Origin of the sequence: Streptomyces sp. SID5464 (genome assembly GCF_009862985.1) — a bacterium.
GTDB classification, from domain to species: domain Bacteria; phylum Actinomycetota; class Actinomycetes; order Streptomycetales; family Streptomycetaceae; genus Streptomyces; species Streptomyces chartreusis_D.
On record NZ_WWIQ01000001.1, the window covers coordinates 154,386 to 180,111 of the forward strand.

The following is a 25,726-nucleotide window of genomic DNA, read 5'->3' on the forward strand; positions in this document are numbered from 1 at the left end:
GCGCCCGCCCCGCCCCCCGGAGGACAGCCCATGAGCACGCCGCCCCTCGCCTCAGGACCCGAAGGCCCCCGCGCCCTGCGGCCGTTGCTCGACACCGTGCTCGAAGCACTGGACGAGGGCGCCCGGGCGCGCGGCGGGCCCCTGCCCGCGGGCGGGCCGGACGTCGTCGCGGCGCGGATGCGGGAGGCGCTCGGCGAGGCCCTGCCCGACGAGGGCGACCCGCACGCCCTGCGCACCCTGGTCCGCGCCTTCGCCGAGGGCGCCGCCGACCCGGCACACCCCCGGTGCGCCGCCCACCTCCACTGCCCGCCCCTCGCCCTCGCCACAGCCGCCGACCTCGCGGCCTCGGCCCTCAACCCGTCCCTGGACTCCTGGGACCAGGCCCCGGCGGCATCGGAACTGGAGACACTGGTCGCGGGGGCGCTGGCCGCCGAGATCCACGGGCCCGGGGGAGACCCGGGCACGGCCCCCGACTCCCTGATCACCACCGGCGGCACCGAGTCCAACCAGCTCGCCCTCCTCCTCGCCCGGGAGGCGCACGGCGGTTCGGTGCGGCTCGTGGTCGGGGCCAACGCCCACCACTCGCTGCCGCGCGCCGCCTGGCTGCTCGGACTGCCCGACCCCGTGGTGGTACCCGCCCCGGCCGGCACCCTCCACCCCGCCGCGCTCGACGAGGCCCTCTCCCACCTGGCCGGCCCGCTGCTCGTCGCCGCCACCGCCGGCACCACCGACGCCGGACTCATCGACCCCCTGCCCGAGATCGCCGCCCGCTGCGCGGCCCACGGCGCCCGGCTGCACATCGACGCCGCCTACGGCGGAGGGCTCCTCTTCAGCGACCGCCACCGCGCCCGGCTCACCGGGCTCGACGCGGCCGACACCGTCACCCTCGACCTGCACAAACTCGGCTGGCAGCCGGTCGCCGCGGGCCTCCTCGCCGTCAAGGACCGCCGCGACCTCACCGCCCTGCGGCACCGCGCCGACTACCTCAACGCCGCCGACGACACCGAGGCCGGCCTGCCGGACCTGCTCGGCCGGTCCCTGCGCACCACCCGCCGCCCCGACGTCCTCAAGCTCGCCGTCACCCTCAGGACCCTCGGCCGCAGCGGCCTCGGCGCGCTCGTCGACCAGGTCTGCGCCCGGGCCCGGGAGTTCGCCGCCCTCGTCGACGAGCACCCCGCCTTCGAACTCCACGCCCGCCCTGCCCTCAGCACGGTCCTGTTCCGGCCCGCGGGCGCCACCGACGACACCGTGGCCGCCGTGCGCCGCGCGCTCCTCACCGACGGCCGTGCCGTCCTCGGCCGGGCCCGCCTCGACGGCCGGCTCTGGCTGAAGGTCACCCTCCTCAATCCCGTCACCGGGCCCGCCGACCTGGCCGCGCTGCTGCACCTCGTGGCGGCGCGGCGAGCGACACTCGTGGAAGGACACACCCCCCGATGAACCCCGTGCCGAGTCCCCGGCCGCACGACGAGCCGAGCCCCACCCGGACCACCCCGCACCCGCACCACGAACCGGACGCACCCCGCGACCTGATCGGCATCGGCATCGGCCCGTTCAACCTGTCCCTCGCCGCGCTCGCCCACCCGCTCGGCGAACTCGACACCGCCTTCTACGAGCAGCAGCCCGCCTTCGGCTGGCACTCGGGCCTGCTCATCGAGGGCGCGACCATCCAGGTGCCGTTCCTCGCCGACCTGGTGAGCCTCGCCGACCCCACCAGCCCCTGGACCTTCCTCAACTACCTCAGGTCGCGCGAGCGCCTGTTCCCCTTCTACTTCGCCGAGCGCTTCCACATCCAGCGCGCCGAGTACGACGCCTACTGCCGCTGGGTCTGCGAGAACCTCCCGGCGCTGCACTTCGGCCACCAGGTCGACGCCGTCCGCTGGAACCCCGAACGCGACCTGTTCGAGGTCGACTTCACCCAGCTCGACGCCGACGGAGAAGCCGAGGCCCTCGGCCGTACCTACGCGCGGAACGTCGTCCTCGGCATCGGCACCGAACCCCACGTCCCCAACCCCCTCAAGCCCCTCGTGGAGGCCCCCGGCGTGCCCGTGGTGCACGCCGCCGACTACCTCGACCACCGCGCGGCCCTGCTCGCCGCCGAGCACGTCACCGTCGTGGGCATCGGACAGTCCGGCGCCGAGATCTTCCTCGATCTGCTCCGCAACCGGCCCGCCGGGCGCGAGAAGCTCCACTGGCTGGGCCGCACCGAGGCCTTCGCGCCGATGGAGTACTCCAAGCTGGGCCTGGAACACTTCACCCCCGACCACACCCGCTACTTCCACGCCCTGCCCGAGTCGGCCCGCGACCGACTCGTCGCCGGGCAGTGGCAGCTGCACCAGGGCATCGACGCCGCCACCATCGCCGCCATCCACGACGAGCTGTACCGCCGCACCCTGCACGGCGGCTGGCCCGACGCCGTCCTCACCCCCGGCGTCCGGGTCCGCACCGCAGGCCGGGTCGCGACCACCAAGGTGGAACTGCACCTGGAGCACGGCCGGCAGGACAGCCGCTCCCGCCTCACCACCGACGGCGTCGTCCTCGCCACCGGCTACCGCGAACGCCCCCTCGACGGGATCCTCGCCGGCCTCGACCCCTACATGCGCCGCGACAGCCAGGAACGGCCGCGCATCGACGAGGACTACCGCCTCGTCCTCGACCCGGCCGTCACCGGCACGGTGTACGTCCAGAACGCCGAGACCCACACGCACGGCGTCGGCACCCCGGACCTCGGCCTCGCCGCCTGGCGCAGCGCGGTCATCCTCAACTCCCTCACGGGCAGGGAGACGTACCGGCTCCCGCGCCGCACCGCCTTCACCACCTTCGGCCTCACACAGCGGCAGCAGGTCCCGCCGCCCCGTGAGGCACCGGCGCTGACCCCGCTCGTCGACGACCGGAGGTGACGAAGCCCGCGGCTCAGAAGACCGGCGTGCCGTTCCGCGTGAGCTTCCAGTCCACCGCCGCGAACCCGGCCGGATCGATGGACCCCTTCGCCTTCACCCAGGAGATCATGGTGTTGCGGATCTCCTCCGAGTTCGACCACAGCACCGGGGCGGCGGCCACATGCGGGAAGTTGCCCCCGCCGTTGGCCCGGTAGTTGTTCACCGCGAACACGAACTTCGCGTCGTCCGCGAGCGGCTGCCCCTCGAACCGCACGTCCGTCACCCGCGAACCGGCCGGCTTCGCGATGTCGATCTCGTACGAGAGCCCGCTCACCACGTCGTAGTTGTAGTCCGGCGTACCGTTCGCGTTGGTCAGCTTCGCCGGATCCACCGGAGCGTCCGGCGCCGTCCGCACGTAGTAGTTCGCGGAGAACTCCAGGTACGCCTTCATCTGCGCACCCGTCATCAGACGCGCCTCCAGCGTGTTCTCGAAGACGTACAGACCCGCCACGTCCCGGATGGTCACCTCGCCCGACGGGATCCGGGCGGACCGCGAGAAGCACGCCGCCTGCGACAGCACCGGCAGCGCGGCGTGCTCCGTGCCCGCCAGGGCCTGCTTCACCGTGTCCGCCTGGATGTGGTTGATCAGATCGATGATCGGGACGTCCTTGTACGGCGCCTCGGCCGACGTCATCTCCGCCGCGTTCGTGCCGATGACCTGGTTGACGTACGCCACGACCTTCTCGTGCTCGTCGGAGAGCAGCTTCGTGATCTTCGGGTCCTCCTCCACCGTGTTGGAGTTGAGGACCTTCGCCCCCACCTTCTCGACCTTCCAGCAGCCCTTCTCCCAGACCAGCTCGAAGTCGAAGAGCGTCAGCCGCTGCCCCCACTTCAGCGGCTCCGAGAGCACGACCTGCTTGCCCGTCTTCTTGTTCGTCACGAAGTACTCGGGGATCTCCGTGTGCGCGTGCCCGACCAGGATCGCGTCGATGCCCGGCACCTGCTCGGCCACCAGCCCGGCCGCGTTCTCGACGTACGGCAACTGGTCACCGTAGGACGACGTCCCCGACGAACCGCTGTGCGCCGACACGATGACGACGTCCGCGCCCATCGACCGCAGCTTCGGCACCCACTTCGCCGCCTGCTCCTCCAGCCCCGGGAACGTCATCTTCCCCTGCACGTTCGCCTTGTCCCAGATCGCGATGCCCGGATTGGTCAGACCCAGCACCGCCACCTTCACGTCCCGCCCGAACGGCGTGCGCAGCCGGTGCATGCTGTACGGCGGGAAGGCGGGCCGCAGCGTCTTCGCGTCCAGCGCGTTCGCGCCCAGCAGCGGGAAACGGCACTGCTGCTGGAATTTCCGCAGCACCGGGATGCCGTAGTTGAACTCGTGGTTGCCGAGCGCCGCCGCGTCGTAGCCCATGGCGTTCATGGCCTGCGCCATCGGGTGCACCGGGCCGCCCTCGGCCGTGATCGGGTCGACCTTCGCGTAGTAGTACGACAACTGCGTGCCCTGGATGGTGTCGCCCGCGTCGATCAGCAGCGTGTTGCGGCGGCCCTTCTCCGCACGGACGCGGTTCACCAGGGTCGAGACCTTGGCCAGACCGACGTCGTTGTGGTCCTTGTCGTCGAACTCCTTGTCCGTGAAGTAGTCCCAGTTGAAGACGTTGCCGTGCAGGTCCGTCGTCCCCAGCACGGTGAACGCGTAGCGCTTCGCGCCCCGCCCGGCGCCGTGCGCCTCGGCCGCCTGCGCACCCGGCGCCCCGACCGCACCGGCCAGCGCCACCCCCGCCCCGGTCACGGCGGACTTCTCCAGGAACTTCCGGCGGTTCAACGGCATGTCTGGCTCTCCTCGCGGAATCTGTGAACGACGCGCGTAGATAACGCGCGTAGATTCTGACCCGGTCATGACCAGAAGCAACAGCCCCGGCAGGTTGCGATCTGATGACTCGGCTCACCGGCCCCACCCCGTTGGCCAGCCAAGACATGACAGAGTGGGGCGTATGACCGCGCCCACGTCAGACGCCTCCCAGCCCGCCGTCCCCTACGGCACACCCGACGCCCCCCGCATCGCCGTCCGAGGTGAGGCCCGCCTCGAAGTCGACCCCGAGATCGCCCGCATAGGCATCACCGTCGCCGCCCGCGGCCGCGACCGCCGCTCCGCCCTCGACGACCTCACCCGCCGCAACGCCGGAGTCCTCGACCTCGTCAAGTCCTACGGCGACGCCGTCGAACGCCTGGAGACCGGCGCCTTCTCCATCACCCCCGAACTCACCAAGCACGGCCGGGGCGAACGCGTCCGCACCTACCACGGCAGCGTCCACGTCACCGCCGAGCTCACCGACTTCACCGCCCTCGGCGAACTCACCACCCGCCTCGCCGACCTGGAACTCACCCGCGTCGACGGCCCCTGGTGGGCCCTGCGCCCCGACTCGCCCGCCCACCGCGAAGCCCGCAAGAAGGCCGTACGGGAAGCCGTCCAGCGCGCCCGCGAGTACGCCGAGGCACTCGGCACCACCCTCTCCGCCCTGGTCGAACTCGCCGACATCGGCGCCGAGAACGCACCGCCGCCCTACCCGCAGGCCCCCGGCCGCGCCCGCTCGGCCGCCTACGGCAGTGCCGCCGAGAACGCCCCGGCGGCCCCCCTCGACCTCGAACCCCAGCGCCAGCGGGTCCACGCCCAGATCAATGCCCGCTTCACGATGGTGCCGCCGGAGCTCTAGCATTCCGAAAACCCGACCGAATTCCCCCGGGGTGCTCATCGGAGCACCCCGCCGCACAATTCAACACTTGTCAATAACGTTTCACGCAAAGTCTGTTGAGTGGTCACTCACGACCAATTCTCTACCAGTCGGTAACTCATAGGCTCAGACCATGCGCCGAGCAAAGATCGTCTGCACACTGGGGCCCGCCACCGATTCGTACGACCAGATCAAAGCCCTGGTCGACGCCGGAATGGACGTAGCCCGCTTCAATCTCAGCCACGGCGGACACGCCGAACACGAGGAGCGCTACCACCGGGTGCGAAAGGCCGCCGACGAGACCGGCCGCAGTGTCGGTGCCCTCGCCGACCTTCAAGGCCCGAAAATCCGGCTCGGCCGCTTCACCGAAGGCCCCGTACTCCTCGAACGCGGCGACACCTTCACCATCACCGTCGAAGAAGGCGTCGAAGGTGACCGCGCCACCTGCGGCACCACCTACGCCGGCCTCACCGACGACGTCACCACCGGCGAACGCATCCTCGTCGACGACGGCAAGGTCTGCCTCGAAGTCACCGAGGTCGACGGCCCCCGCGTCCACACCACGGTCGTCGAGGGCGGCGTCATCTCCGACCACAAAGGCCTCAACCTCCCCGGCGTCGCCGTCTCCGTCCCCGCCCTCTCCAAAAAGGACGAGGACGACCTCCGGTGGGCCCTGCGCACGGGCTTCGACGTCATCGCCCTCTCCTTCGTCCGCACCGGCCGCGACATCCAGGACGTCCACCGCATCATGGACGAGGAAGGCCGCCGCCTCCCCGTCATCGCCAAAGTCGAAAAACCCCAGGCCGTCGACAACATCGACGACATCGTCGCCGCGTTCGACGGCATCATGGTCGCCCGCGGAGACCTCGGCGTCGAAATGCCACTCGAACAAGTCCCGATCGTCCAGAAGCGCGCGATCAAACTGGCGAAGCGCAACGCCAAACCGGTGATCGTGGCGACCCAGATGCTCGACTCGATGATCGACAACGCCCGCCCGACGCGAGCCGAGGCCTCGGACGTCGCCAACGCCGTCATCGACGGCACGGATGCCGTCATGCTCTCCGGCGAGACGAGCGTCGGCAAACACGCCGTCGAAACCGTCCGCACCATGGCCCGCATCGTCGAAGCGGCGGAGGAAGACATCCTGGCCAAGGGCCTCCCGCCGCTCACGGAACGCAACAAGCCCCGCACCCAGGGCGGCGCGGTGGCCCGGGCCGCCGCCGAAATGGGCGACTTCCTCGGCGCCCGCTTCCTCGTCGCCTTCACCCAGTCCGGCGACACGGCCCGCCGCCTCTCCCGCTACCGCTCCCCGATCCCCCTCCTCGCCTTCACCCCCGACCAGGCCACCCGCTCCCAGCTCAGCCTGACCTGGGGCGTCGAGACCTTCCTCGGCCCCTGCGTGGACTCCACGGACGCGATGGTCGACCAGGTGGACGAACTCCTGCTGCGCTACGGCCGCTGCCAAAAGGGCGACACGGTCGTCATCACGGCCGGCTCTCCCCCCGGGGTCTCCGGCTCGACGAACCTGGTCCGCGTCCACCACATCGGCGAGGACGACAGCCCGAAGCAGGGCGTCAGTACTTGGGCCCCACGTGGTCGTCCATGAGGGCTACGGAGGCTTTGCGGGCGATGGAGATGTTGCGTGCGTTCGCCTGCTTCCAGTCGACGCCCACCTGGTCGAGCGCTCTGGTGAACAGGCGCATGATGTCGACTGAGACGTTGGTGAAGAAGTACCGCGGATACTCGTAGCGCTTCCGCTCGCCGGCAACGGTGCGAGTCGTCCAGTTGGTGATACGGCAGCCGTCGGAGTGGATGAGACCCCGGATGAACGCCCAGGGGTGGGCTTCGACGATGGCCTGTTGCCAGGGCGCGAGGACGATGGGTCGTTCATGCTTCTTGCCGGGGCCGTGCTGGGGGAAGAGGCGGGGCCAATGTCTGCTGTAACCGACCACGGAGACGTAGCCCTGCGCCTGAGTGCGATAGGAACGCCCGGTCGGATTCACGGCACGCATGGCGATCTCGCAGGCGTCGATCAGACCAGGCCATGAGTTCGCGCACGCGATTCTCAGGTAGTAGCCGGTGCGGGGGTGGCCGCTGATGCAGCCATCCCCGAGATAGAGGCCCAGTAAGTAGGCGTACGCGCACTCATCGGCGGGCGGCCCCGGCTCTTGGGGCGCGATTCGGGGCAGCGGCTCGAGGCGGTTCTGCCAGGAGCGGATCGCAGCGCGTGAAATACCCGTCTCCAGGCTCACCGAACTCAGGCTGCGGCCCTGGGCCACCAAGCCGAGCGTTCGCTTGCGTGTGCTGACGTCGTACATAGGGCCCACTGTGGGACGGTGATAACGACGACACGCAGAAAGAAGTCGAGGTTCACGAGAACGTGGACATCCACTTGTGAACCGTGACCTTGGAAATGAAGGAAAAGTGCCCCGGGTCGGACTCGAACCGACACTGTATGGGTTTTGAATCCATTGCCTGCTGCCAATTGGGCTACCGGGGCCCGGTGAATCGAAGGTTGACCTCGACCCTCCGCCTGACCACCATACCGCAGCTAGGTACGCTCTTGGGAGCAGTACCGGCCTGCCCCTACCAAGGAGCCCACGTGAGCGCCCCCGAGTCGCCCCAGCCTGTTGACGTGCCTGAAGACGACAAGTCGCACGTGCCTCCGATGACGACGCGGGTCGTCATCGCCGAGGACGAGGCCCTGATCCGGCTCGATCTCAAAGAGATGCTGGAGGAGGAGGGGTACACCGTCGTCGGTGAGGCCGGGGACGGGGAGCAGGCCGTGGAGCTGGCCCGTGAGCACCGGCCCGATCTGGTGATCCTGGACGTGAAGATGCCGAAGCTGGACGGTATCTCCGCGGCCGAGAAGATCGCCGAGGAGAGCATCGCGCCGGTGCTGATGCTGACCGCCTTCTCGCAGCGCGACCTCGTGGAGCGGGCCCGGGACGCCGGTGCCATGGCCTATCTGGTGAAGCCGTTCAGCAAGACCGACGTCGTCCCGGCGATCGAGATGGCCGTCTCGCGTTTCACGGAGCTGAAGGAGCTGGAGAAGGAGGTCGCCGACCTCACGCTGCGGCTGGAGACGCGCAAGCTCGTGGACCGGGCCAAGTCCATCCTCCAGACCGAGTACGGGCTGACCGAGCCCGCCGCGTTCCGGTGGATCCAGAAGACGTCGATGGACCGGCGGATGTCGATGCAGCAGGTCGCGGAGGCCGTCATCCAGGACGCCGAGGAGAAGAAGGCCAACAAGGGCTGAGAGCCGAGCGAGGCCCGCCCCCTTAGAAGGGGGCGGGCCTCTTTTGTGTGCGGGCCGGACCTCAGTCCTCGCCCAGGTACGCCTTGCGCACCGACTCGTCGTGCAGCAGGTCCTGCCCCGTCCCGGAGAGGACGACGTTGCCGACCTCCATGACGTGGCCCTGATCGGCGAGCGAGAGCGCCGCCTGGGCGTTCTGTTCGACGAGCAGGATGGTCGTGCCCTGGGACTTCAGCTCCGAGATCGTCGCCATGATCTTCTGCATCATGATCGGGGAGAGGCCCATGGAGGGCTCGTCGAGCATGAGGAGCTTGGGCCGGGACATCAGGGCGCGGCCCATGGCGAGCATCTGCTGTTCGCCGCCGGAGAGGGTTCCGGCGGCCTGCTTCCTGCGTTCCCCGAGGATGGGGAAGAGGTCGTAGGCGCGCTGGATGTCCTTCTCGATGCCGTCCTTGTCCTTGCGGAGGAACGCGCCGAGCTGGAGGTTCTCCGCGATGGTGAGGCGGGGGAAGATGTGCCGGCCTTCGGGGGAGTGGGCGAGGCCGAGGGCGACGATCTTGTGGGCGGCGACGCCGGTCAGGGGCTTGCCGTCGAAGATGATCTTCCCGGAGGTGGGCTTCAGGAGGCCCGAGAGGGTGCGCAGGGTGGTCGTCTTGCCGGCGCCGTTGGTGCCGATGAGGGTGACGACCTGGCCGGCCTCGACGCTGAAGGAGATGCCTTTGACGGCTTCGATCTTGCCGTAGGAGACCCGGAGGTCCTCGACTTCGAGGAGTGCGGTCACTTGGCTTCTCCCTTGGTGCTGCTGGCGGTGCTGGGCGCGTCGGCGGCGGCTTCGGCCGCGGCCTCGGCTGCTTCGACCTCCGCGGCTTCGGCCTGCCCGGGGTCGCCTTCGAACGGCTCTCCCAGGTAGGCGGCGATGACGCGCTCGTCGGCCTGGACGACTTCGGAGGTGCCCTCGACGAGCTTCTCGCCCTGGACGAGGACGGCGACGCGGTCGCAGAGGTTGAAGACGAAGCGCATGTCGTGCTCGATGAGGAGGACGGCGACGCCCTTGTCGCGGATGGCGAAGACGAGTTCCTCGGTCGCCCGCGTCTCCTGGGGGTTCATGCCCGCCGTCGGCTCGTCGAGCAGGAGCAGGCCGGGTTCGCTGGCCAGCGCCCGGGCGATCTCCAGCTTGCGCTGTTCGCCGTAGGGGAGGTTGCGTGCCAGGTGGTCGCGCTTGTGGTCGAGGCCGATGAACTGGAGGAGTTCCATGGCGCGTTCCTCGCTGGCGCGTTCGGCCTTCTTGAAGCCGGGGCCGCGCAGGAGGGCCGACCACAGCCCCTCCTTCGTCCGCGTGTGGCGGCCGACGAGGACGTTCTCCAGGACCGTCATGTTGGCGAACAGGCGGATGTTCTGGAAGGTCCGGGCGATGCCGGCCTGGGTGACCAGGTGGGGCTTGGGCGGCAGGACGGTGCCCTTGTAGGAGACCGTGCCCTCCGTCGGGACGTAGAGGCCGGTCAGGCAGTTGAAGAACGTCGTCTTGCCGGCGCCGTTGGGGCCGATCAGCCCGACGATCTCGCCGGAGTTGACCGTGAAGTCGACGGAGCGGACGGCGGTGAGGCCGCCGAAGCGCATCGTGACGTCGCGTGCTTCGAGTACAGGTGTGGTCATGATGGTTACGCCCCCGCCTTGGTGACGGCCGGTTCGTCGGTCAGCGTGGTCTGTTTGGGTACGTCGAGTTGGCCGGTCTCGTGGAATTCGAGCTGGCGCCGGCGGTTGGCGATGATGCCTTCGGGACGGAAGCGCATCAGCAGGATGAGCGCGATGCCGAAGGCGAGGAGCGACTTGTCCTGGAGGAACACCAGCTTTTCGGGGAGCAGGTAGAGCAGGGCCGCGCCGAGGAGCGGGCCCGCGACCGTGCCCATGCCGCCGAGGACGACCGCGGCCAGGAGGAACGCGGAGTTGGGTGGGGTGGAGCCGGCGAACTGGTACGGCGTGGGGACCACGCTGTAGGTGACGTGGGCGCTGACGGTGCCGGCGAGGCCGGCGAGGGCGGCGCCGAGGGCGAAGGCGACGAGCTTGACGCGGAAGCCGTTGATGCCCATGGCGGTGGCGGCGGTCTCGTCCTCGCGGATGGCGATCCAGGAGCGGCCGATGCGGGAGTCGGCGGCGCGGGTGTAGACGAGGACGACGATGGCCATGATGAGGACCATCAGCAGGTAGTAGTTGGCGAACCGGCCGAGGGTGAATCCGCCGATGTCGTGGGCCTGGCCGAAGTCGAACCCGAGGAGGTTCAGGTCGGGGATGTTGGCGATGCCGTTGGGGCCGTTGGTGACGTCGGGTCCGGAGTCGCCGTCCATGTTGTTGACGGCGATGCGGAAGATCTCTCCGAAGCCGAGGGTGACGATGGCGAGGTAGTCGCCGCGCAGCCGCAGGGTCGGGGCGCCGATGAGGACGCCGAAGACGAGGGAGGCTGCGGCGCCGGCCAGGGCGGAGGCCCAGAAGGGCAGGTGGACGCCGGAGATGGTGGAGAACTCGGAGCCGGAGACGAGGGCGGCGGTGTAGGCGCCGACGCCGAGGAAGGCGACGTATCCGAGGTCGAGGAGGCCGGCGAGGCCGACGACGATGTTCAGGCCGAGGGCGACCGTCCCGAAGATCAGGATGTTGACGCCGATGTTGGCGTAGTGGTCGTCGGTCTGGGTGAAGGGGAAGGCGATGGCCGCGGCGAAGCCCATGGCGAGGGTGAAGCTGCGGTTGGCCGCGACCAGTGCGGAGAAGCGGTCGAGGAGACCGGCGGTGTGCAGGGCCCACATGGCGAAGACGACGACGAAGAGGTAGCCGACGAAGAGTTCGCCGTACTCGGTGTCGATGCCGTAGGTGAAGACGCCCAGGCCGATGATGGTGACCACGGTGATCAGGGCCCGCTGGATCCAGGGCGCGGTGGCCTGGGCGGCGGTGATGTGGTCGGGCTTGGCGATGTAGGCCTTGAGGGCTTCCTTGGTGCCGTCGGTGCCGGTGCGCTCCTGGGGGAGGGCGAAGGCGCCGAGGACGGGCAGGAGGGAGGCGATGGCCGCGATCCAGCCGCCGGGTTCGAGGTTGACGACGCCGCCGAGTTCGGCGCTGATGGCGATGACCGTGAACCAGGTGACGGCGAAGCCGCCGAGGGCGGTGAGGACGAGCGGTGCGTTGTTGCGGGCGGGCAGCAGCCAGCCCAGGCCGCGGATGCCGTACGAGGCGAGGGCGAACAGGGCGGTGAGGACGCCGGCGGTGAAGGTGAGCCACTGAAGGCCGCCGGGGTAGCCGTTGATGGTGAGGTCGCCGGGGAACTCGTCGGTCCAGGTCCAGGCGAGGAACGCGGAGGCCGCGGTGGCGATGCCGCCGGCGAGCAGGAGGGCGCGGGCGGCCGGCGCGGGCAGCGGTATGAGTCCGCGCAGCGCGGGCGGGGCGGGGACGGCGTCCGGGGCGGGGGTCTTGGTCGTCTCGGTCATGTGATCACGCCCTGTCCGCGACGCGCTCGCCGAGCAGGCCCTGTGGCCGGAACAGGAGCACGAGGATGAGGAGGCAGAAGGCCCACACGTTGGCCCAGCTCTGGCCGCCGAGCTGCGACATGCCGGGGATCTCGTCGATGTAGGCGGAGGCGAGGGTCTCGGCGATGCCGAGGACGACGCCGCCGAGCATGGCGCCGTAGATGTTGCCGATGCCGCCGAGGACGGCCGCGGTGAACGCCTTGAGGCCCATGAGGAAGCCCATGCGGTAGTCGACGTTGCCGTACTTGAGTCCGTAGGCGACGGCCGCGACGGCGGCGAAGAAGCCGCCGATGGCGAAGGCGATGACGATGATGCGGTTGGTGTCGATGCCCATCAGCTGCGCGGTGTCGGGGTCCTGCGCGGTGGCCTGCATGGCGCGGCCGGTGCGGCTGCGGCGCACGAAGAGGGCGAGGGCGGCCATGCAGAGGACGGCGGCCAGGATGAGGAAGATGTCGGCGTCCTTGATGGTGACGGAGCCGATGTCGTGGGTGGCGTCGAGGCCCGGGAAGGCGCGGGCGCGGTCGGCGCCGGGGTAGAAGTTGCGGACGACCTCCTGGAGGGCCAGGGAGAGGCCGATGGCGGTGATGAGGGGTGCCAGGCGTGGTGCTCCGCGCAGTGGCCGGTAGGCGAACCGTTCCGCCCCCACGGCGATGAGGATGGCCACGAGGGCGCCGCCGAGGAGCATCAGAGGTACGGCGAGGACCATCGAGGTGCCGTCGGGGAGGATGTAGAAGTAGACCGTGAGGGCGCCGAACGCGCCGGTCATGAAGATCTCGCCGTGCGCGAAGTTGATGAGCTGGACGATGCCGTACACCATCGTGTAGCCGATGGCGATCAGCCCGTACATCGAGCCTAGAAGCAGCCCGTTGGCCAGCTGCTGCGGCAGGGTGTTCACCGCATGGCCTCCATGTCGCTGGTGGTCGTGTGCACTGGATGCGTGCGTGGTCGCGTGCTGTGTGGGGGTGTGAAAACGGGCCGCGCGGTCGGGGTCCTCCTCCCGCGCGGCCCGTGGGTGCGGCGTTGTGGCGGGCCGGACTACTTCAGGTCGGCCGTGCCCGTCTCGACGTCCTTCCAGGCACCCTTCTCGACCTGGTACACCGTCAGCTGCTTGTTGGTGGTGTCGCCGTACTGGTCGAAGGAGATCTTGCCGGTGAGGCCTTCGAAGTCGGACTTCTGGACTCCGTCGACGACCTTGGAGCGCAGGTCGTTGATGTCGGTGGGCACCTTGCCGCCGTTGGCGTCGGCCGCGGCCTTGACGGCCTTGATGATGGCCGTGGTGGCGTCGTAGGCGTAAGCGCCGTAGGCGCCGTAGTCGCCCTTGTAACCCTTGTCCTTGTACGTCTGGATGAACGTCTTGGCGGCGGGCAGGGTGTCGGCGGGGACGCCGATGGCGGTGGCGAGGTCGCCCTCGGAGGCCTTGCCGGCGGCCTCGATGTAGGTGGAGGCGAACATGCCGTCGCCGCCGAACAGCGGGATCTTGACGCCGGCGTCCTTGAGCTGCTTGGTGATCAGCGCGGACTCGTCGTACTGGCCGCCGTAGTACAGCAGGTCGGCACCGGAGTTCTTGATCTTCGTGACGAGGGAGCCGAAGTCCTTGTCGCCGGTGTTGACGTGGTCGGTGCCCACGACCTTGCCGCCGAGCTTCTTGAACTGCTCGTTGAAGATCTTCGCGAGGCCGGCGCCGTAGGTCTGCTTGTCGTCGACGACGAAGGCCTTCTTCTTCTTGAGGCCGTTGTACGCGTAGCCGGCCGCGAAGCTGCCCTGGAGTTCGTCGGTGGTGGCGGTACGGAAGTACGTCTTGAACGGACGCTTCTTGTCCGTCTGCCAGTTCTTGCCCTGGGTCAGCTCGGGGGCGGTGTTCGCGGGGGAGATCTGGACCATGTTGGCCGAGGCGAAGACCTGCTGCATCGTCTGGGCGACGCCGGAGTTCAGCGGGCCGACGGCGCCGACGGCGGTCTTGTCGCCGGTGAGGCTGGTGGCGTTGGACTGGCCGGTGGCGGGCTGTGCCTTGTCGTCCAGGGCCTTGAGCTTGAATTTCACGCCCGGGACCCAGTTGTTCTTGTTGGCGTCGTCGACGGCGATCTGAGCGCCGTACTGGATGCCGAGGCCGGTGGTGGAGTTCTCACCGGACAGGGGCGCGTCCACGCCGATGGTCAGTGTGGTGGCGGCGCCGCTGTCTCCGCTCTTGTCACCGCTGTCGTCTCGGGAGCCGCAGGCGGTGAGAGTCAGAGCTCCGGTCGTAAGAACGGAGGTAAGAATCACCAAGGAACGCTGTCGCACGATCAGTCCTTTCACAGGCAGGCCCGCCCTGGTCGGGGGGTGAGTGCCGCGCTGGTACCGAACTCCCGATGGAGCGGTGACTGGCCGTGACTCTAAGCCCGGTGTGGAGGCAGGGTCAGCGGCGTGGGGCGGCTTGTGACTTTCTTGTTATGACGTGATGGATGCCCGGCTTCGGTGGAGGACCCTCTCGGCGGGTTTGATGGGCTTTCTCCGAAGTCCGCATTCTGAGAACGTGCACTTCCGGTTGGCCGCGGCTGGGGTCGTGGTGGTTGCCGGGGCACAGGCGGCGCGGGCCGGATGGGAAAGGTCCCCGGAGGAGGCGCGGCCGAGGATGAAACTGCGGTGCCGTATTGCGCGCGCGTTACGGAGCGTTACAGAGAGGAAGGGATCTCCGCGTCCAGGGGGAGTTCCGAGCAAGGGGGAACGGTTATGGCGCCGGTGACGTCATGGGTTTTCGCCGGGGGAAGTTGAGGGTTCGGTGAGGACGAGGTCAAGCCAGGCGGTGGCGTCGGCGGGCCGGTGCGGGGGCGGGGGTGGGGGCGGGTGCCGGCTCGGGCGGCCGGGGCGCCGGCCGGTCGGGCGTGCCGCGTCGGCGCGGACGACGTCCTGACTGCCGCTGGCGTCGTCACACTCGTCTGTTTCCGCGTAACTCTCGTCCGCTTCCGCGGAGTTGACGGTTCCCCGGGCCCGTGCAGCGCAGCGCCCCGCCGCTCCGGGCGGTGCCCGGGGCGGCGGGGCGGTCGGTCGTGCCGGGTGGCCGGTGGCTGGCGGCGCGGGGCTACGGCAGCTTCACGAACGGCGAGAGGAAGGCGCGGGCGCCGGGAGTGTCCAGGCGGTACGTCACGTTGGTCGCGTAGCAGGGGGTGTCGCCGGTGATGGTGGTGGAGGCGAGGATCCTCCGTCCGCCGATGAAGGCGAAGTTGGGGCCGCCGGAGTCGCCGTAGCAGGCGCCTCCGTTGCCCTGCGGCGCGGTCATCGCCAGCCGGGCCCAGGAGTCGTTGAGGGCGTCGAAGGTGACGGGTGCCTTCATGCGGACGCCGCCGCCGGGGTGGGTCTGGCCGCCGGGGCCGTTGACGGCCTCCTGGGTGCCGTAGCCGGCGACGAGCCAGTCGGTGGCGTTCAGCCCCTGCGGGCCGAGTCTGCCGAGCTGGTTCGCCGTGGGCAGGGTGGCCGGGGTGAAGCTCCAGCGGGCCTTGACCTTGGCGGCGGGCAGTTCGATCACCGCGATGTCGTGGGTGTCGGAGGCCGGTCCCGGGTAGCCGGGGTGCGTGTGGGCGGTGCCCGGGACGGCGACGGCGGCGGCCTGCGCGGCCGGGTCGCCCGGGTACTTCTTCGCCGCCGCGTCGAGCCCGGACTGCACGTCCTGGTCCAGGGACACGTAGAACCGCACGTCGTCGGGCCAGTCGGAGGTGCAGTGCGCGGCGGTCAGGAAGGTGTCCGCGTCGATCATGGTGCCGGAGCAGACCCAGTCGACCCGGTCGGGGGTCGCGGGGTCGCCGTCGTTGTCCCAGGTGGCCACGAGCGCGCCGACCTCGGTGCGTTCGGGGGCGGGTGTCGCGTTGTAGGAGTTGATGGCGGAGGACGGCAGCGCGGTGGCGAGCACGGCGGCACCGGCCGCGGCCGTGACGGCGAGGGCACGTACGGAGGTCAAGAGAAACCCTTCTAGGGGTGGGACGGGTCTTCTCCTGTGGGGGTGGAGCGTCAGTGAAGCGCGCGGGGGCGGCCGCGACAAGAGCGCGCCCGCCCCTCCAGGGTTTTCCCTACGTCGGTCAGCTCGGGGCGCGGATGAGCTGCTCGTCGCGCGGGTTCACGTCGCGCAGCAGGCAGGTCAGCCGGGCCGTGCACACCCTTTTGTCGCTTTCGTCCGTGATGACGATTTCGTACGTGGCGGTCGAGCGCCCCCGGTGCACCGGCGTGGCCACGCCGGTGACGAGGCCGGAGCGTACGCCGCGGTGGTGGGTGCAGTTCAGGTCGACGCCCACGGCGATCTTGGAGCTGCCGCCGTGCAGCATCGAGCCGACCGAGCCGAGCGTCTCGGCCAGCACCGCGGAGGCGCCGCCGTGCAGCAGCCCGTAGGGCTGGGTGTTGCCCTCGACCGGCATCGTCCCGACGACCCGGTCCGCCGACGCCTCGACGATCTGGACGCCCATCCGGGTCCCGAGGTGGCCCGCGGAGAACAGGGCCAAGAGGTCCACGCCGAGAGCGGCGTACTCGTCGATGACCTCCTGCGGGAACTTCACATGCTGCTGCTCACCCATGGGGCCCGGTCTCCGTTCGTCCAGATCATGCGGTTACCACTGTGGCTGAGCAAACGCTCAGTCGGTCGCCGATTGTTCCAGACGCACCACGACGGACTTGCTGGCCGGGGTGTTACTGGTGTCCGCCGTGGCATCCAGCGGCACCAGTACGTTGGTCTCCGGGTAGTAGGCGGCGGCGCAGCCCCGGGCCGTCGGGTAGTGCACGACGCGGAACCCGGGCGCCCTGCGCTCCACGCCGTCCTTCCACTCACCGACCAGGTCGACGTACTCGCCGTCCGCCAGCTTCAGGGCCCGCGCGTCCTCGGGGTTGACCAGCACCACGCGGCGGCCGTTCTTGATGCCCCGGTAACGGTCGTCGAGGCCGTAGACCGTGGTGTTGTACTGGTCGTGCGAGCGCAGCGTCTGGAGCAGCAGGCGGCCCTCGGGCAGCTCCGGGTACTCCACGGGCGCGGCGGTGAAGTTGGCCTTGCCGGTGGCCGTGGGGAAGCGCCGCTCGTCACGCGGGGCGTGCGGGAGAGTGAAGCCGCCGGGGCGGGCCACGCGCGCGTTGAAGTCCTCGAAGCCGGGGATCACGCGCGCGATGCGGTCCCGGATCGTCGCGTAGTCCTTCTCGAACTCCTCCCAGGGCGTGGCGCTGTTCTCGCCCAGCACGCGACGGGCCAGGCGGCAGACGATGGCAGTCTCGGACAGCAGGTGCCGGCTCGCGGGCTCCAGCCGGCCCCGGGAGGCGTGCACCATGCCCATCGAGTCCTCGACGGTCACGAACTGCTCGCCGCTGCCCTGGAGGTCCCGCTCGGTGCGGCCGAGGGTCGGGAGGATCAGGGCACGCGCGCCCGTGACCGCGTGCGAGCGGTTCAGCTTCGTCGACACGTGCACGGTCAGCCGGGCCCGCCGCATGGCCGCCTCGGTGACCTCCGTGTCCGGGGAAGCGGAGACGAAGTTGCCGCCCATGGCGAAGAAGACCTTCGCCTCACCGTCGCGCAGGGCGCGGATGGCGCGTACGACGTCGAAGCCGTGCTCGCGCGGCGGGGCGAAGCCGAACTCCTTCTCCAGGGCGTCCAGGAACGCCGGGGCGGGGCGCTCGAAGATGCCCATCGTGCGGTCGCCCTGCACGTTCGAGTGGCCGCGCACCGGGCACACGCCCGCGCCCGGGCGGCCGATGTTGCCACGCAGGAGAAGGAAGTTGACCACTTCCTTGATCGTCGGTACCGAGTGCTTGTGCTGGGTGAGCCCCATCGCCCAGCAGACGATGGTCCGCTCGGAGGCGAGGACCATCCGGAGGGCCTTCTCGATGTCCTCCCGGGTCAGGCCGGTCGCCGCGAGCGTCTCGTCCCAGTCGGCGGCGCGGGCGGCCGCGGCGAACTCCTCGTACCCGTGCGTGTGCTCCCGCACGAACGCCTCGTCGACCGCGCCCTCCGTCTCGACGATCAGCTTGTTGAGGAGACGGAACAGGGCCTGGTCGCCGCCGATGCGGATCTGGAGGAACAGGTCGGTCAGCGCGGCACCCTTGAGCATGCCCTGCGGGGTCTGCGGGTTCTTGAAACGCTCCAGGCCCGCCTCGGGCAGCGGGTTGACGCTGATGATCCTCGCCCCGTTGTCCTTGGCCCTCTCCAGGGCGGACAGCATGCGCGGGTGGTTCGTCCCCGGGTTCTGGCCGGCGACGATGATCAGGTCGGCCTTGTAGAGGTCCTCCAGCAGGACGCTGCCCTTGCCGATGCCGATCGTCTCCGACAGGGCCGAGCCGGACGACTCGTGGCACATGTTCGAGCAGTCGGGCAGGTTGTTCGTGCCGAGCTCGCGGGCGAACAGCTGGTACAGGAACGCGGCCTCGTTGCTGGTGCGGCCCGAGGTGTAGAAGACGGCCTCGTCCGGGGAGCCGAGGGCGGCGATCTCCTCGGCGATGATGTCGAAGGCGCGCTCCCAGGTCACTGGCTCGTAGTGCGTGCCGCCTTCGGGGAGATGGACGGGGTGGGTGAGGCGCCCCTGCTGGCCCAGCCAGTAGCCGCTGCGCCCGGCCAGGTCGGCGACCGGGTGCGCGGCGAAGAACTCGGGCGTGACCCGGCGCAGCGTGGCCTCCTCGGCGACGGCCTTCGCGCCGTTCTCGCAGAACTCCGCCTTGTGCCGGTGCTCCGGCTCCGGCCAGGCACAGCCGGGGCAGTCGAAGCCGTCTTTCTGGTTCACGCTCAGCAGCGTCAGCGCCGTGCGCTTCACACCCATCTGCTGCTGGGCGACCCGCAGCGTGTGCCCGATCGCGGGCAGGCCCGCTGCCGCGTGCTTCGGCCCGGCGACCTGCGGCGCGTCCTGAACCGGATCACTCTTGGGCGGCTTCGTCGCCATCGCACGCTCCTCTTCCACTGCACTGTGAGGTACATCTCCGATCCTCCCACGCGGCGGTGACACCCGGTGGGGGAGGGCTGGGGGCGACGGCCCGCCCCGGCGCATGCGCGGTCGGAGCCGGGGCCGGGGCCGAGTGTCAGTGGGGCGTGGCAGGATCGGGGGCGTGGCAGAGACAGCATCGAAGACGACCGACCAGACCTCCGGCGGCAGCCGCCCGCGACTGATGCTCATGGACGGGCACTCGCTGGCCTACCGAGCGTTCTTCGCGCTGCCCGCGGAGAACTTCACCACCGCGACGGGCCAGCCGACGAACGCGATCTACGGCTTCGCGTCGATGCTGGCCAACACGCTGCGCGACGAGGCGCCCACGCACTTCGCGGTCGCCTTCGACGTCTCCCGCAAGACCTGGCGGTCGCAGGAGTTCACGGAGTACAAGGCGAACCGCTCCAAGACCCCCGACGAGTTCAAGGGCCAGGTCGAGCTGATCTGCGAGCTCCTCGACGCGATGGGCGCCGCCCGCTTCGCGGTCGACGGCTTCGAGGCGGACGACGTCATCGCCACCCTCGCCACACAGGCCGAGGCCGAGGGCTTCGAGGTGCTGATCGTCACCGGCGACCGGGACTCCTTCCAGCTGGTCAGCGAGCACACGACCGTGCTGTACCCGACCAAGGGCGTCTCCGAGCTGACCCGCTTCACCCCCGAGAAGGTCTTCGAGAAGTACGGGTTGACGCCCGCGCAGTACCCGGACTTCGCGGCCCTGCGCGGCGACCCCTCCGACAACCTTCCCGGCATCCCCGGCGTCGGCGAGAAGACCGCCGCGAAGTGGATCAACCAGTTCGGCTCCTTCGCGGAGCTCGTCGAGCGCGTGGACGAGGTCAAGGGCAAGGCCGGGCAGAACCTCCGCGATCACCTGGAGGCCGTCAAGCTCAACCGCCGGCTCACGGAGCTGGAGCGCCGGGTCGAGCTGCCCAAGGGCGTCGCCGAGCTGGAGCGGACCGCGTACGACCGCAAGGCCGTCGCGATGGTCCTGGACACCCTGGAGATCCGCAACCCCTCGCTGCGCGAGCGGCTGTTCGCCGTCGACCCCGGCGCCGAGGAGGCCGAGACCACCCCCATCAGCACGGACGGCGTGCAGCTGGACGGCACGGTGCTCGGCACGGGCGAGCTGGCCGGCTGGCTCACCGAGCACGGCACCCAGCCCCTCGGCGTCGCCACGGTCGACGCCTGGGCGCTGGGCACGGGCTCGGTGGCCGAGGTCGCGCTCGCCGCGCCCGGCGGAGCGGCCGCCTGGTTCGACCCCTCCCAGCTGGACGAGGCCGACGAGACGGCCTTCGCGGCCTGGCTCGCCGACGCCGGGCGGCCCAAGATCTTCCACAACGCCAAGGGCGCCATGCGCGTCTTCGCCGAGCACGGCTGGAGCGTCGAGGGCGTGCGCATGGACACCGCGCTCGCCGCCTACCTGGTCAAGCCCGGCCGCCGCTCCTTCGACCTGGACGCGCTGTCCCTGGAGTACCTGCACCGCGAGCTGGCCCCCGCCGCCGCGGCCGACGGGCAGCTCGCCTTCGGCGCGGACGATGGTGCCGAGGCCGAGGCCCTGATGATCCAGGCCCGCGCCGTCCTCGACCTGGGCGAGGCCTTCGAGAGCCGGCTGGAGGACGTCGGCGCCGCCGACCTGCTGCGCGACATGGAGCTGCCCACGTCCGCGCTGCTCGCCCGCATGGAGCGGCACGGCATCGCCGCCGACCGGCCGCACCTGGAGGCCATGGAGCAGATGTTCGCCGGTGCCGTCCAGCAGGCGGTGAAGGAGGCCCACGCGGCAGCCGGGCACGAGTTCAACCTGGGCTCGCCCAAGCAGCTCCAGGAGGTCCTCTTCGGCGAGCTGGCGCTGCCCAGGACGAAGCGCACGAAGACCGGCTACACCACGGACGCCGACGCCCTCGCCTGGCTCGCCACGCAGACGGACAACGAGCTGCCGGTGATCATGCTCCGCCACCGCGAGCAGGCCAAGCTCCGCGTCACCGTCGAGGGCCTGATCAAGACGATCGCCGCGGACGGCCGGATCCACACCACGTTCAACCAGACGGTCGCCGCCACCGGCCGCCTGTCCTCGACCGACCCGAACCTCCAGAACATCCCCGTCCGCACCGACGAGGGCCGCGCGATCCGCCGGGGCTTCGTCGTCGGCGAGGGCTTCGAGTCCCTGATGACGGCCGACTACAGCCAGATCGAGCTGCGCGTGATGGCCCACCTCTCCGAGGACGAGGGCCTGATCGAGGCGTTCACCTCCGGCGAGGACCTGCACACCACGGCCGCCTCCCAGGTCTTCGCGGTCGAGCCGGACGCCGTGGACGCCGAGATGCGCCGCAAGATCAAGGCCATGTCGTACGGCCTTGCCTACGGTCTCTCGGCCTTCGGCCTCTCCCAGCAGCTGAACATCGAGGCGGCGGAGGCCCGTGCCCTGATGGACGCCTACTTCGAGCGGTTCGGCGGCGTGCGGGACTATCTGCGCCGTGCGGTCGACGAGGCCCGGGCGACGGGCTACACGGCGACGCTCTTCGGACGCCGCCGCTACCTCCCCGACCTCAACAGCGACAACCGCCAGCGCCGCGAGGCGGCCGAGCGGATGGCCCTCAACGCGCCCATCCAGGGCACGGCGGCCGACATCGTCAAGATCGCCATGCTCAAGGTGGACAGCGCGCTGAAGGACGCCGGGCTCGCCTCCCGCATGCTGCTCCAGGTCCACGACGAAATCGTGCTGGAGATCGCCCCCGGGGAGCGGGCCGCCGCCGAGGAGCTCGTCCGCCGCGAGATGGCGAACGCCGTCCACCTCCGCGTCCCCCTGGGCGTCTCGGTGGGCGCGGGCCCGGACTGGGAGTCGGCGGCGCACTAGTTGGGAGCGCTGCGCGCCGCTCCGGAGCGGCGCGCCGAGCAGCTCCGGAGGAGACGAGGCGGGGTGCCGTCGGCCGAGCCGGAGCCGGCGCACCCCCGTCGGCCCGCCACCCCGGCCCCGCGGAACCCCGCGGAAACCATCACTCGCGTGGCCCCCGAGAAAGGGCCCCCGCCCCCGGCGGTCGGAAAGATGCGGGCATGGGTATACGCACGTTCCTCCGTCGCAGGGCCCCAGGCGTGGCACCCCCGCCGGTCCCGCCCTTCGCGGCCGCCGCGAGCACGGTCCGCGTCCCCGCCACCCTCACCGCGGTCCTGCGCCACACGACGGCGGGCCTCCGGCGGCGCCTGGCCGACCGCTGGCGGCCGGCCGATCCCACGCGCGCCGCCGAGGTGCCCGCCGCGACCGGTCGCACCGGCGCCGTCGACGTGACGGCCGTCCCGGGTCTCACCGGCGCCGGCGACGTGTCCGCCGTCCTCGGGCACACCGGGGGCACAGCCCCTGCCGTCCGGCACCCAGGCGGTGCCGACCGCGCCGGCAGGACCGGCCGCCCTTGGGCGGACCTGGCCCGCAGCTACCTGACGCTCGTCCTCACCCTGCTCCCACGGCCCCGCCCTGCGCACACCACCATCACGGTGTACATCACGACGACCGAGCCCCTCAGTGAGCGGCCGACCGGCTCGGCTCCGCGTCATCGACGCGGCCAGGACCGCCCGGGGCCGGGCCCGGAGCCGGACGCCACGCCCTGACGCCCACGGCGTACAGCAGCAGCGCCGGGACGAGCCCCGCGCCCGCCCCGAAGCACACCGTCGGAATGATCTCCCACGGTTTCGCGCTCGAACCCCAGTAGGCCCACCACCGCGACGCCCGCTGCACCGCCCCCACCAGCGCGAGGCCGCCGATCACCGCACCGGCCAGCCACCGGTCCCGTACCGACAGCGCCGGGACCCCCACCGGCTCGCGCTCCGGCGCCCGCCGCACGGCCTGCGCCACGAACACGGCGATCACGACAGCGGCCACCGCCGAACCGCCGTACTGCAAGTACCAGTACAGCGGTGAACCCGCCACCTCCCGGCCCAGCACCGGGAACAGCCGCATCCCCCACCGGTCGAGGTGCGTGAACGCGTCCCACACCACGTGTGTCAGCGCGCCGAGCACCGCGGACACGTACCACCGCAGCACCAGGGACGGCCGCACACGCGCGCGTGGCGCCCCGCACCGCACCAGCGTGGAGACCCGCCCCTGCCGGGCCCGCGGCAGCAGCGCCACCAGCGGTTCGCGCACCACCAGCCACAGCCCCACCAGCGCCCAGGCGATGAGCACATCGACCGTGAACACACCCGGGAACGAGTGCGTGACGTCACCGAACTCCATCGCCCCGGACACCGCACTCGCCGCGTAATAGGTCATGTCGGGCGCGAAGGAACCCGCCACGAGCACGGCGGGCACCAGCGGGCCCCGGCCGGTTCCGTCGGCGCGTACGGCGGGCAGTACGGCTGCCGCGTGGCTCAGCGTGAACGGCAACTCGGCTCCTCGTGACGGTCGTTGCCAGGGCGATCGGAGCGCCCAGTATGCGGGATGCCGAACACCGGCCGACCACCGCGCTCACCGCATGACCAACCGGTGAAAAACGGGCACGAACGGGTGCCCGAGCAAAGGAAGTTGTCGTAGGGTCGCCAGGGTCACCGTGCCGGTGGCAGGAGACAGGCCCGTGGGGGGCAACCACTCGGGCCGGTCGATCGTCACAACAGAGCGAGCGCAACAGAAGTACGCGTACGCAACAGAAGCGCGCGACAGACAGAGACGGGCGCTCGGGCGTCCACGGGAGGGGTTCACTCTATGGCGGCGCAATTCGGCAGGAGGCTGCGCAAGGGGGCGGCTACCACCGCCGTGGCCGCGGTCGCGGTCGCGGCCCTGTCCGCCTCCCAGGCTCCGGGCGTGAACGACCACGGCAGACAGACGGCCGCGGACGCCGCACCCTCACCCGACGCGAGTGCCTCCGACGGCAGCGCCACCGGCAACTCGCCGTACTACACGGACCTGCCGCCGCTCAACAGCCCGAGCCCGTCACCGAGCACCGGACCGGGCCCCACCCCCTCCGGCACGACCGAGGCGGGCATCCCCGCGACCGTCCTCGACGCCTACAAGAAGGCCGAGGCCGCGCTGCGCGACTCCAAGCCCGGCTGCAACCTGCCCTGGCAACTCCTCGCCGCCATCGGCCGGGTGGAGTCGGGCCAGGCCCGCGGCGGCCGTGTCACCGCCGACGGCACCACCGTCTCGCCGATCCTCGGACCGCAGCTCGACGGCAACGGCTTCGCCCTCATCAAGGACACCGACAACGGCGCGTACGACGGCAACAGCAGCTACGACCAGGCCGTCGGCCCCATGCAGTTCATCCCCTCCACCTGGGCGTGGGCGGGTCGCGACGGCAACGGCGACGGCAAGAAGGACCCCAACAACGTCTACGACGCCGCCCTCGCCGCAGGCCACTACCTGTGCCGCAACAACTGGGACCTGTCCGACCAGAACGACCTCGACCGCGCGATCCTCAGCTACAACAACTCGCGTGAGTACCTGAACCTGGTCATGCGGTGGCTGGAGTACTACCGCAAGGGCACGCACGAGGTCCCCGACGGCACCGGCACGCTGCCCGACAACCGCAGCGACGAGGCGGCCGGGGCGCGCCCCTCACCCTCCGCGCCGGGCACGCCGGGTACGGGTGGTTCGAAGCCCGAGCCCAGCCCCAGGCCCGACAAGCCCGGCAGGCCCGGGGGCGGCACGACGACCCCGAAGCCGCCCACCACACCGCCCGGATCCCCGAGCGCGCCGCCCTCCACGCCGCCCACGCCCACCGACACGGTGCACCACCTGGAGGACGCCGGGACCGCGAAGCTCACCGCGATGGCGGGCGACGCGTTCACCAAGCGGATCAGCACCCGCGCCGAGACGAAGGCCGGCAAGGCCGTCGCCAAGGTCAGGATCCGCTTCACGATCGTCGGCGACACGGACACCACGTTCACGAACGGCGAGAGCGTGGCCACGGTGTCCACCAACAGCTCCGGAGTGGCCGTCGCACCCGCACTGCAGGCGGGGGAGAAGACGGGTGACGTCACCGTCCGGGCCACCGTCGTGGGCCGCACGATCGCGGGCCTCGACTACACGGCCACCGTCACCGAGCGCGCGGCCGACACCCTCGCCCGCACCGGTGACGCCCCGCTGACCTGCACCCCGGGCGGCGAGTTCGCGAACCAGGTCGAGGTGAAGGCCACGTACAGGGGCGCCGTCGCGGACGGCGTCGCGGCCACCGCCACGCTGATCAAGTCGGCGGACGATCCGACCGCCAACGACAAGGGCCCCTACTTCAAGGACGCCGACGGCAAGCCCGTACGTGTCCTGACGGGCCTGAGGACGGACCCGAAGGGCCTGCTGAAGCTGCCGAAGCTCTACGCGGACGACACCACCGGCACGTTCCTGCTGCGCGTCAACACCGAGGGCGGGGCGACCCTCACCGTCGAACTGACCGTGGCGGCCGCCGGGACGTCGTCGCCGAGCCCTTCGGCCAGTCCGAGCGCGTAGCTCTCA

Annotated in this window: 19 protein-coding genes and 1 tRNA gene; 8 read left to right on the forward strand and 12 right to left on the reverse strand. The window is 70.6% G+C overall.

The features are described 5' to 3' along the window. Positions 1-30: 30 nt before the first annotated feature. Together GTY47_RS00710 and GTY47_RS00715 are read left to right on the forward strand one after the other, a co-directional pair. On the forward strand, positions 31-1,437 hold the full coding sequence (locus tag GTY47_RS00710) for an aminotransferase class V-fold PLP-dependent enzyme (protein WP_010039504.1): 1,407 nt from the start codon (positions 31-33) through the stop codon (positions 1,435-1,437). Then, positions 1,434-2,897, forward strand: a complete 1,464-nt coding sequence (locus tag GTY47_RS00715; protein WP_010039506.1) for a SidA/IucD/PvdA family monooxygenase — start codon at positions 1,434-1,436, stop codon at positions 2,895-2,897. The genes GTY47_RS00710 and GTY47_RS00715 overlap by 4 nt, the downstream gene beginning before the upstream one ends. Positions 2,898-2,910: 13 nt before the next feature. Here GTY47_RS00715 and GTY47_RS00720 read toward each other — a convergent pair whose 3' ends face one another. After that, positions 2,911-4,716 (reverse strand): 5'-nucleotidase C-terminal domain-containing protein, encoded by a 1,806-nt coding sequence (locus GTY47_RS00720; RefSeq protein ID WP_010039508.1) that lies wholly within the window; start codon positions 4,714-4,716, stop codon positions 2,911-2,913. Positions 4,717-4,879: 163 nt separating this feature from the next. Between GTY47_RS00720 and GTY47_RS00725 the strand changes: the two genes are divergently transcribed. Further along, on the forward strand, positions 4,880-5,599 hold the full coding sequence (locus GTY47_RS00725; protein ID WP_010039509.1) for an SIMPL domain-containing protein: 720 nt from the start codon (positions 4,880-4,882) through the stop codon (positions 5,597-5,599). Between the two features lie 151 nt (positions 5,600-5,750). Further along, positions 5,751-7,223 (forward strand): pyruvate kinase, encoded by a 1,473-nt coding sequence (gene pyk, locus GTY47_RS00730; RefSeq protein ID WP_010039511.1) that lies wholly within the window; start codon positions 5,751-5,753, stop codon positions 7,221-7,223. Here pyk and GTY47_RS00735 read toward each other — a convergent pair. Then, positions 7,192-7,935 (reverse strand): helix-turn-helix domain containing protein, encoded by a 744-nt coding sequence (locus tag GTY47_RS00735; RefSeq protein ID WP_010039513.1) that lies wholly within the window; start codon positions 7,933-7,935, stop codon positions 7,192-7,194. The two genes, pyk and GTY47_RS00735, sit on opposite strands and share 32 nt — an antisense overlap. A 107-nt stretch (positions 7,936-8,042) precedes the next feature. After that, a tRNA-Leu gene (locus GTY47_RS00740) sits at positions 8,043-8,117 on the reverse strand. A 102-nt stretch (positions 8,118-8,219) separates the two neighbouring features. Here GTY47_RS00740 and GTY47_RS00745 point away from each other — a divergent pair. Further along, positions 8,220-8,876, forward strand: a complete 657-nt coding sequence (locus tag GTY47_RS00745; RefSeq protein WP_010039515.1) for a response regulator — start codon at positions 8,220-8,222, stop codon at positions 8,874-8,876. A gap of 61 nt (positions 8,877-8,937) precedes the next feature. On the opposite strand, the gene GTY47_RS00750 is transcribed toward GTY47_RS00745, so the two are convergent. From GTY47_RS00750 to GTY47_RS00785, 8 genes are all read right to left on the reverse strand, one after another. After that, positions 8,938-9,654, reverse strand: coding sequence for an ABC transporter ATP-binding protein (locus GTY47_RS00750; RefSeq protein WP_010039517.1), 717 nt, complete (start codon positions 9,652-9,654; stop codon positions 8,938-8,940). Continuing rightward, positions 9,651-10,526: an ABC transporter ATP-binding protein gene (locus GTY47_RS00755; protein WP_029181140.1), complete on the reverse strand. Its 876-nt coding sequence runs from the start codon at positions 10,524-10,526 to the stop codon at positions 9,651-9,653. The genes GTY47_RS00750 and GTY47_RS00755 overlap by 4 nt, the downstream gene beginning before the upstream one ends. Positions 10,527-10,531: 5 nt before the next feature. Continuing rightward, positions 10,532-12,343, reverse strand: coding sequence for a branched-chain amino acid ABC transporter permease (locus GTY47_RS00760; protein ID WP_010039521.1), 1,812 nt, complete (start codon positions 12,341-12,343; stop codon positions 10,532-10,534). Between the two features lie 4 nt (positions 12,344-12,347). Next, on the reverse strand, positions 12,348-13,277 hold the full coding sequence (locus GTY47_RS00765; protein WP_010039523.1) for a branched-chain amino acid ABC transporter permease: 930 nt from the start codon (positions 13,275-13,277) through the stop codon (positions 12,348-12,350). Positions 13,278-13,417: 140 nt separating this feature from the next. After that, on the reverse strand, positions 13,418-14,647 hold the full coding sequence (locus GTY47_RS00770; RefSeq protein WP_010039525.1) for a branched-chain amino acid ABC transporter substrate-binding protein: 1,230 nt from the start codon (positions 14,645-14,647) through the stop codon (positions 13,418-13,420). A 793-nt stretch (positions 14,648-15,440) separates the two neighbouring features. Continuing rightward, a complete protein-coding gene (locus GTY47_RS00775) occupies positions 15,441-16,313 on the reverse strand; it encodes a trypsin-like serine protease (RefSeq protein ID WP_010039527.1) in 873 nt (290 codons plus the stop codon). Between the two features lie 118 nt (positions 16,314-16,431). Further along, positions 16,432-16,920: a hotdog fold thioesterase gene (locus GTY47_RS00780; RefSeq protein WP_010039530.1), complete on the reverse strand. Its 489-nt coding sequence runs from the start codon at positions 16,918-16,920 to the stop codon at positions 16,432-16,434. A gap of 57 nt (positions 16,921-16,977) precedes the next feature. Beyond that, positions 16,978-19,257, reverse strand: a complete 2,280-nt coding sequence (locus tag GTY47_RS00785) for an FdhF/YdeP family oxidoreductase (RefSeq protein WP_010039532.1) — start codon at positions 19,255-19,257, stop codon at positions 16,978-16,980. 163 nt (positions 19,258-19,420) lie between these two features. On the opposite strand from GTY47_RS00785, the gene polA reads away from it, so the two are divergent. Further along, entirely contained in the window at positions 19,421-22,147 is a 2,727-nt protein-coding gene (polA, locus tag GTY47_RS00790; protein ID WP_010039534.1) for a DNA polymerase I, read from the forward strand. Positions 22,148-22,344: 197 nt separating this feature from the next. Further along, positions 22,345-22,893, forward strand: a complete 549-nt coding sequence (locus GTY47_RS00795) for a hypothetical protein (protein ID WP_078602822.1) — start codon at positions 22,345-22,347, stop codon at positions 22,891-22,893. On the opposite strand, the gene GTY47_RS00800 is transcribed toward GTY47_RS00795, so the two are convergent. After that, complete coding sequence (locus GTY47_RS00800; protein ID WP_010039537.1) at positions 22,805-23,668, reverse strand: DUF4184 family protein; 864 nt, start codon at positions 23,666-23,668, stop codon at positions 22,805-22,807. The genes GTY47_RS00795 and GTY47_RS00800 overlap by 89 nt on opposite strands. Before the next feature lie 315 nt (positions 23,669-23,983). On the opposite strand from GTY47_RS00800, the gene GTY47_RS00805 reads away from it, so the two are divergent. Further along, entirely contained in the window at positions 23,984-25,720 is a 1,737-nt protein-coding gene (locus tag GTY47_RS00805) for a lytic transglycosylase domain-containing protein (RefSeq protein ID WP_010039539.1), read from the forward strand. Positions 25,721-25,726: the final 6 nt, after the last annotated feature.

Coding starts and splice junctions, on each gene's coding strand:
- GTY47_RS00760 (WP_010039521.1), bottom strand. CDS start 12,343: ATGACCGAGACGACCAAGACCCCCGCCCCGGACGCCGTCCCCGCCCCG.
- GTY47_RS00720 (WP_010039508.1), bottom strand. CDS start 4,716: ATGCCGTTGAACCGCCGGAAGTTCCTGGAGAAGTCCGCCGTGACCGGG.
- GTY47_RS00805 (WP_010039539.1), top strand. CDS start 23,984: ATGGCGGCGCAATTCGGCAGGAGGCTGCGCAAGGGGGCGGCTACCACC.
- GTY47_RS00755 (WP_029181140.1), bottom strand. CDS start 10,526: ATGACCACACCTGTACTCGAAGCACGCGACGTCACGATGCGCTTCGGC.
- GTY47_RS00715 (WP_010039506.1), top strand. CDS start 1,434: ATGAACCCCGTGCCGAGTCCCCGGCCGCACGACGAGCCGAGCCCCACC.
- GTY47_RS00795 (WP_078602822.1), top strand. CDS start 22,345: ATGGGTATACGCACGTTCCTCCGTCGCAGGGCCCCAGGCGTGGCACCC.
- GTY47_RS00725 (WP_010039509.1), top strand. CDS start 4,880: ATGACCGCGCCCACGTCAGACGCCTCCCAGCCCGCCGTCCCCTACGGC.
- GTY47_RS00780 (WP_010039530.1), bottom strand. CDS start 16,920: ATGGGTGAGCAGCAGCATGTGAAGTTCCCGCAGGAGGTCATCGACGAG.
- GTY47_RS00735 (WP_010039513.1), bottom strand. CDS start 7,935: ATGTACGACGTCAGCACACGCAAGCGAACGCTCGGCTTGGTGGCCCAG.
- pyk (WP_010039511.1), top strand. CDS start 5,751: ATGCGCCGAGCAAAGATCGTCTGCACACTGGGGCCCGCCACCGATTCG.
- GTY47_RS00785 (WP_010039532.1), bottom strand. CDS start 19,257: ATGGCGACGAAGCCGCCCAAGAGTGATCCGGTTCAGGACGCGCCGCAG.
- GTY47_RS00710 (WP_010039504.1), top strand. CDS start 31: ATGAGCACGCCGCCCCTCGCCTCAGGACCCGAAGGCCCCCGCGCCCTG.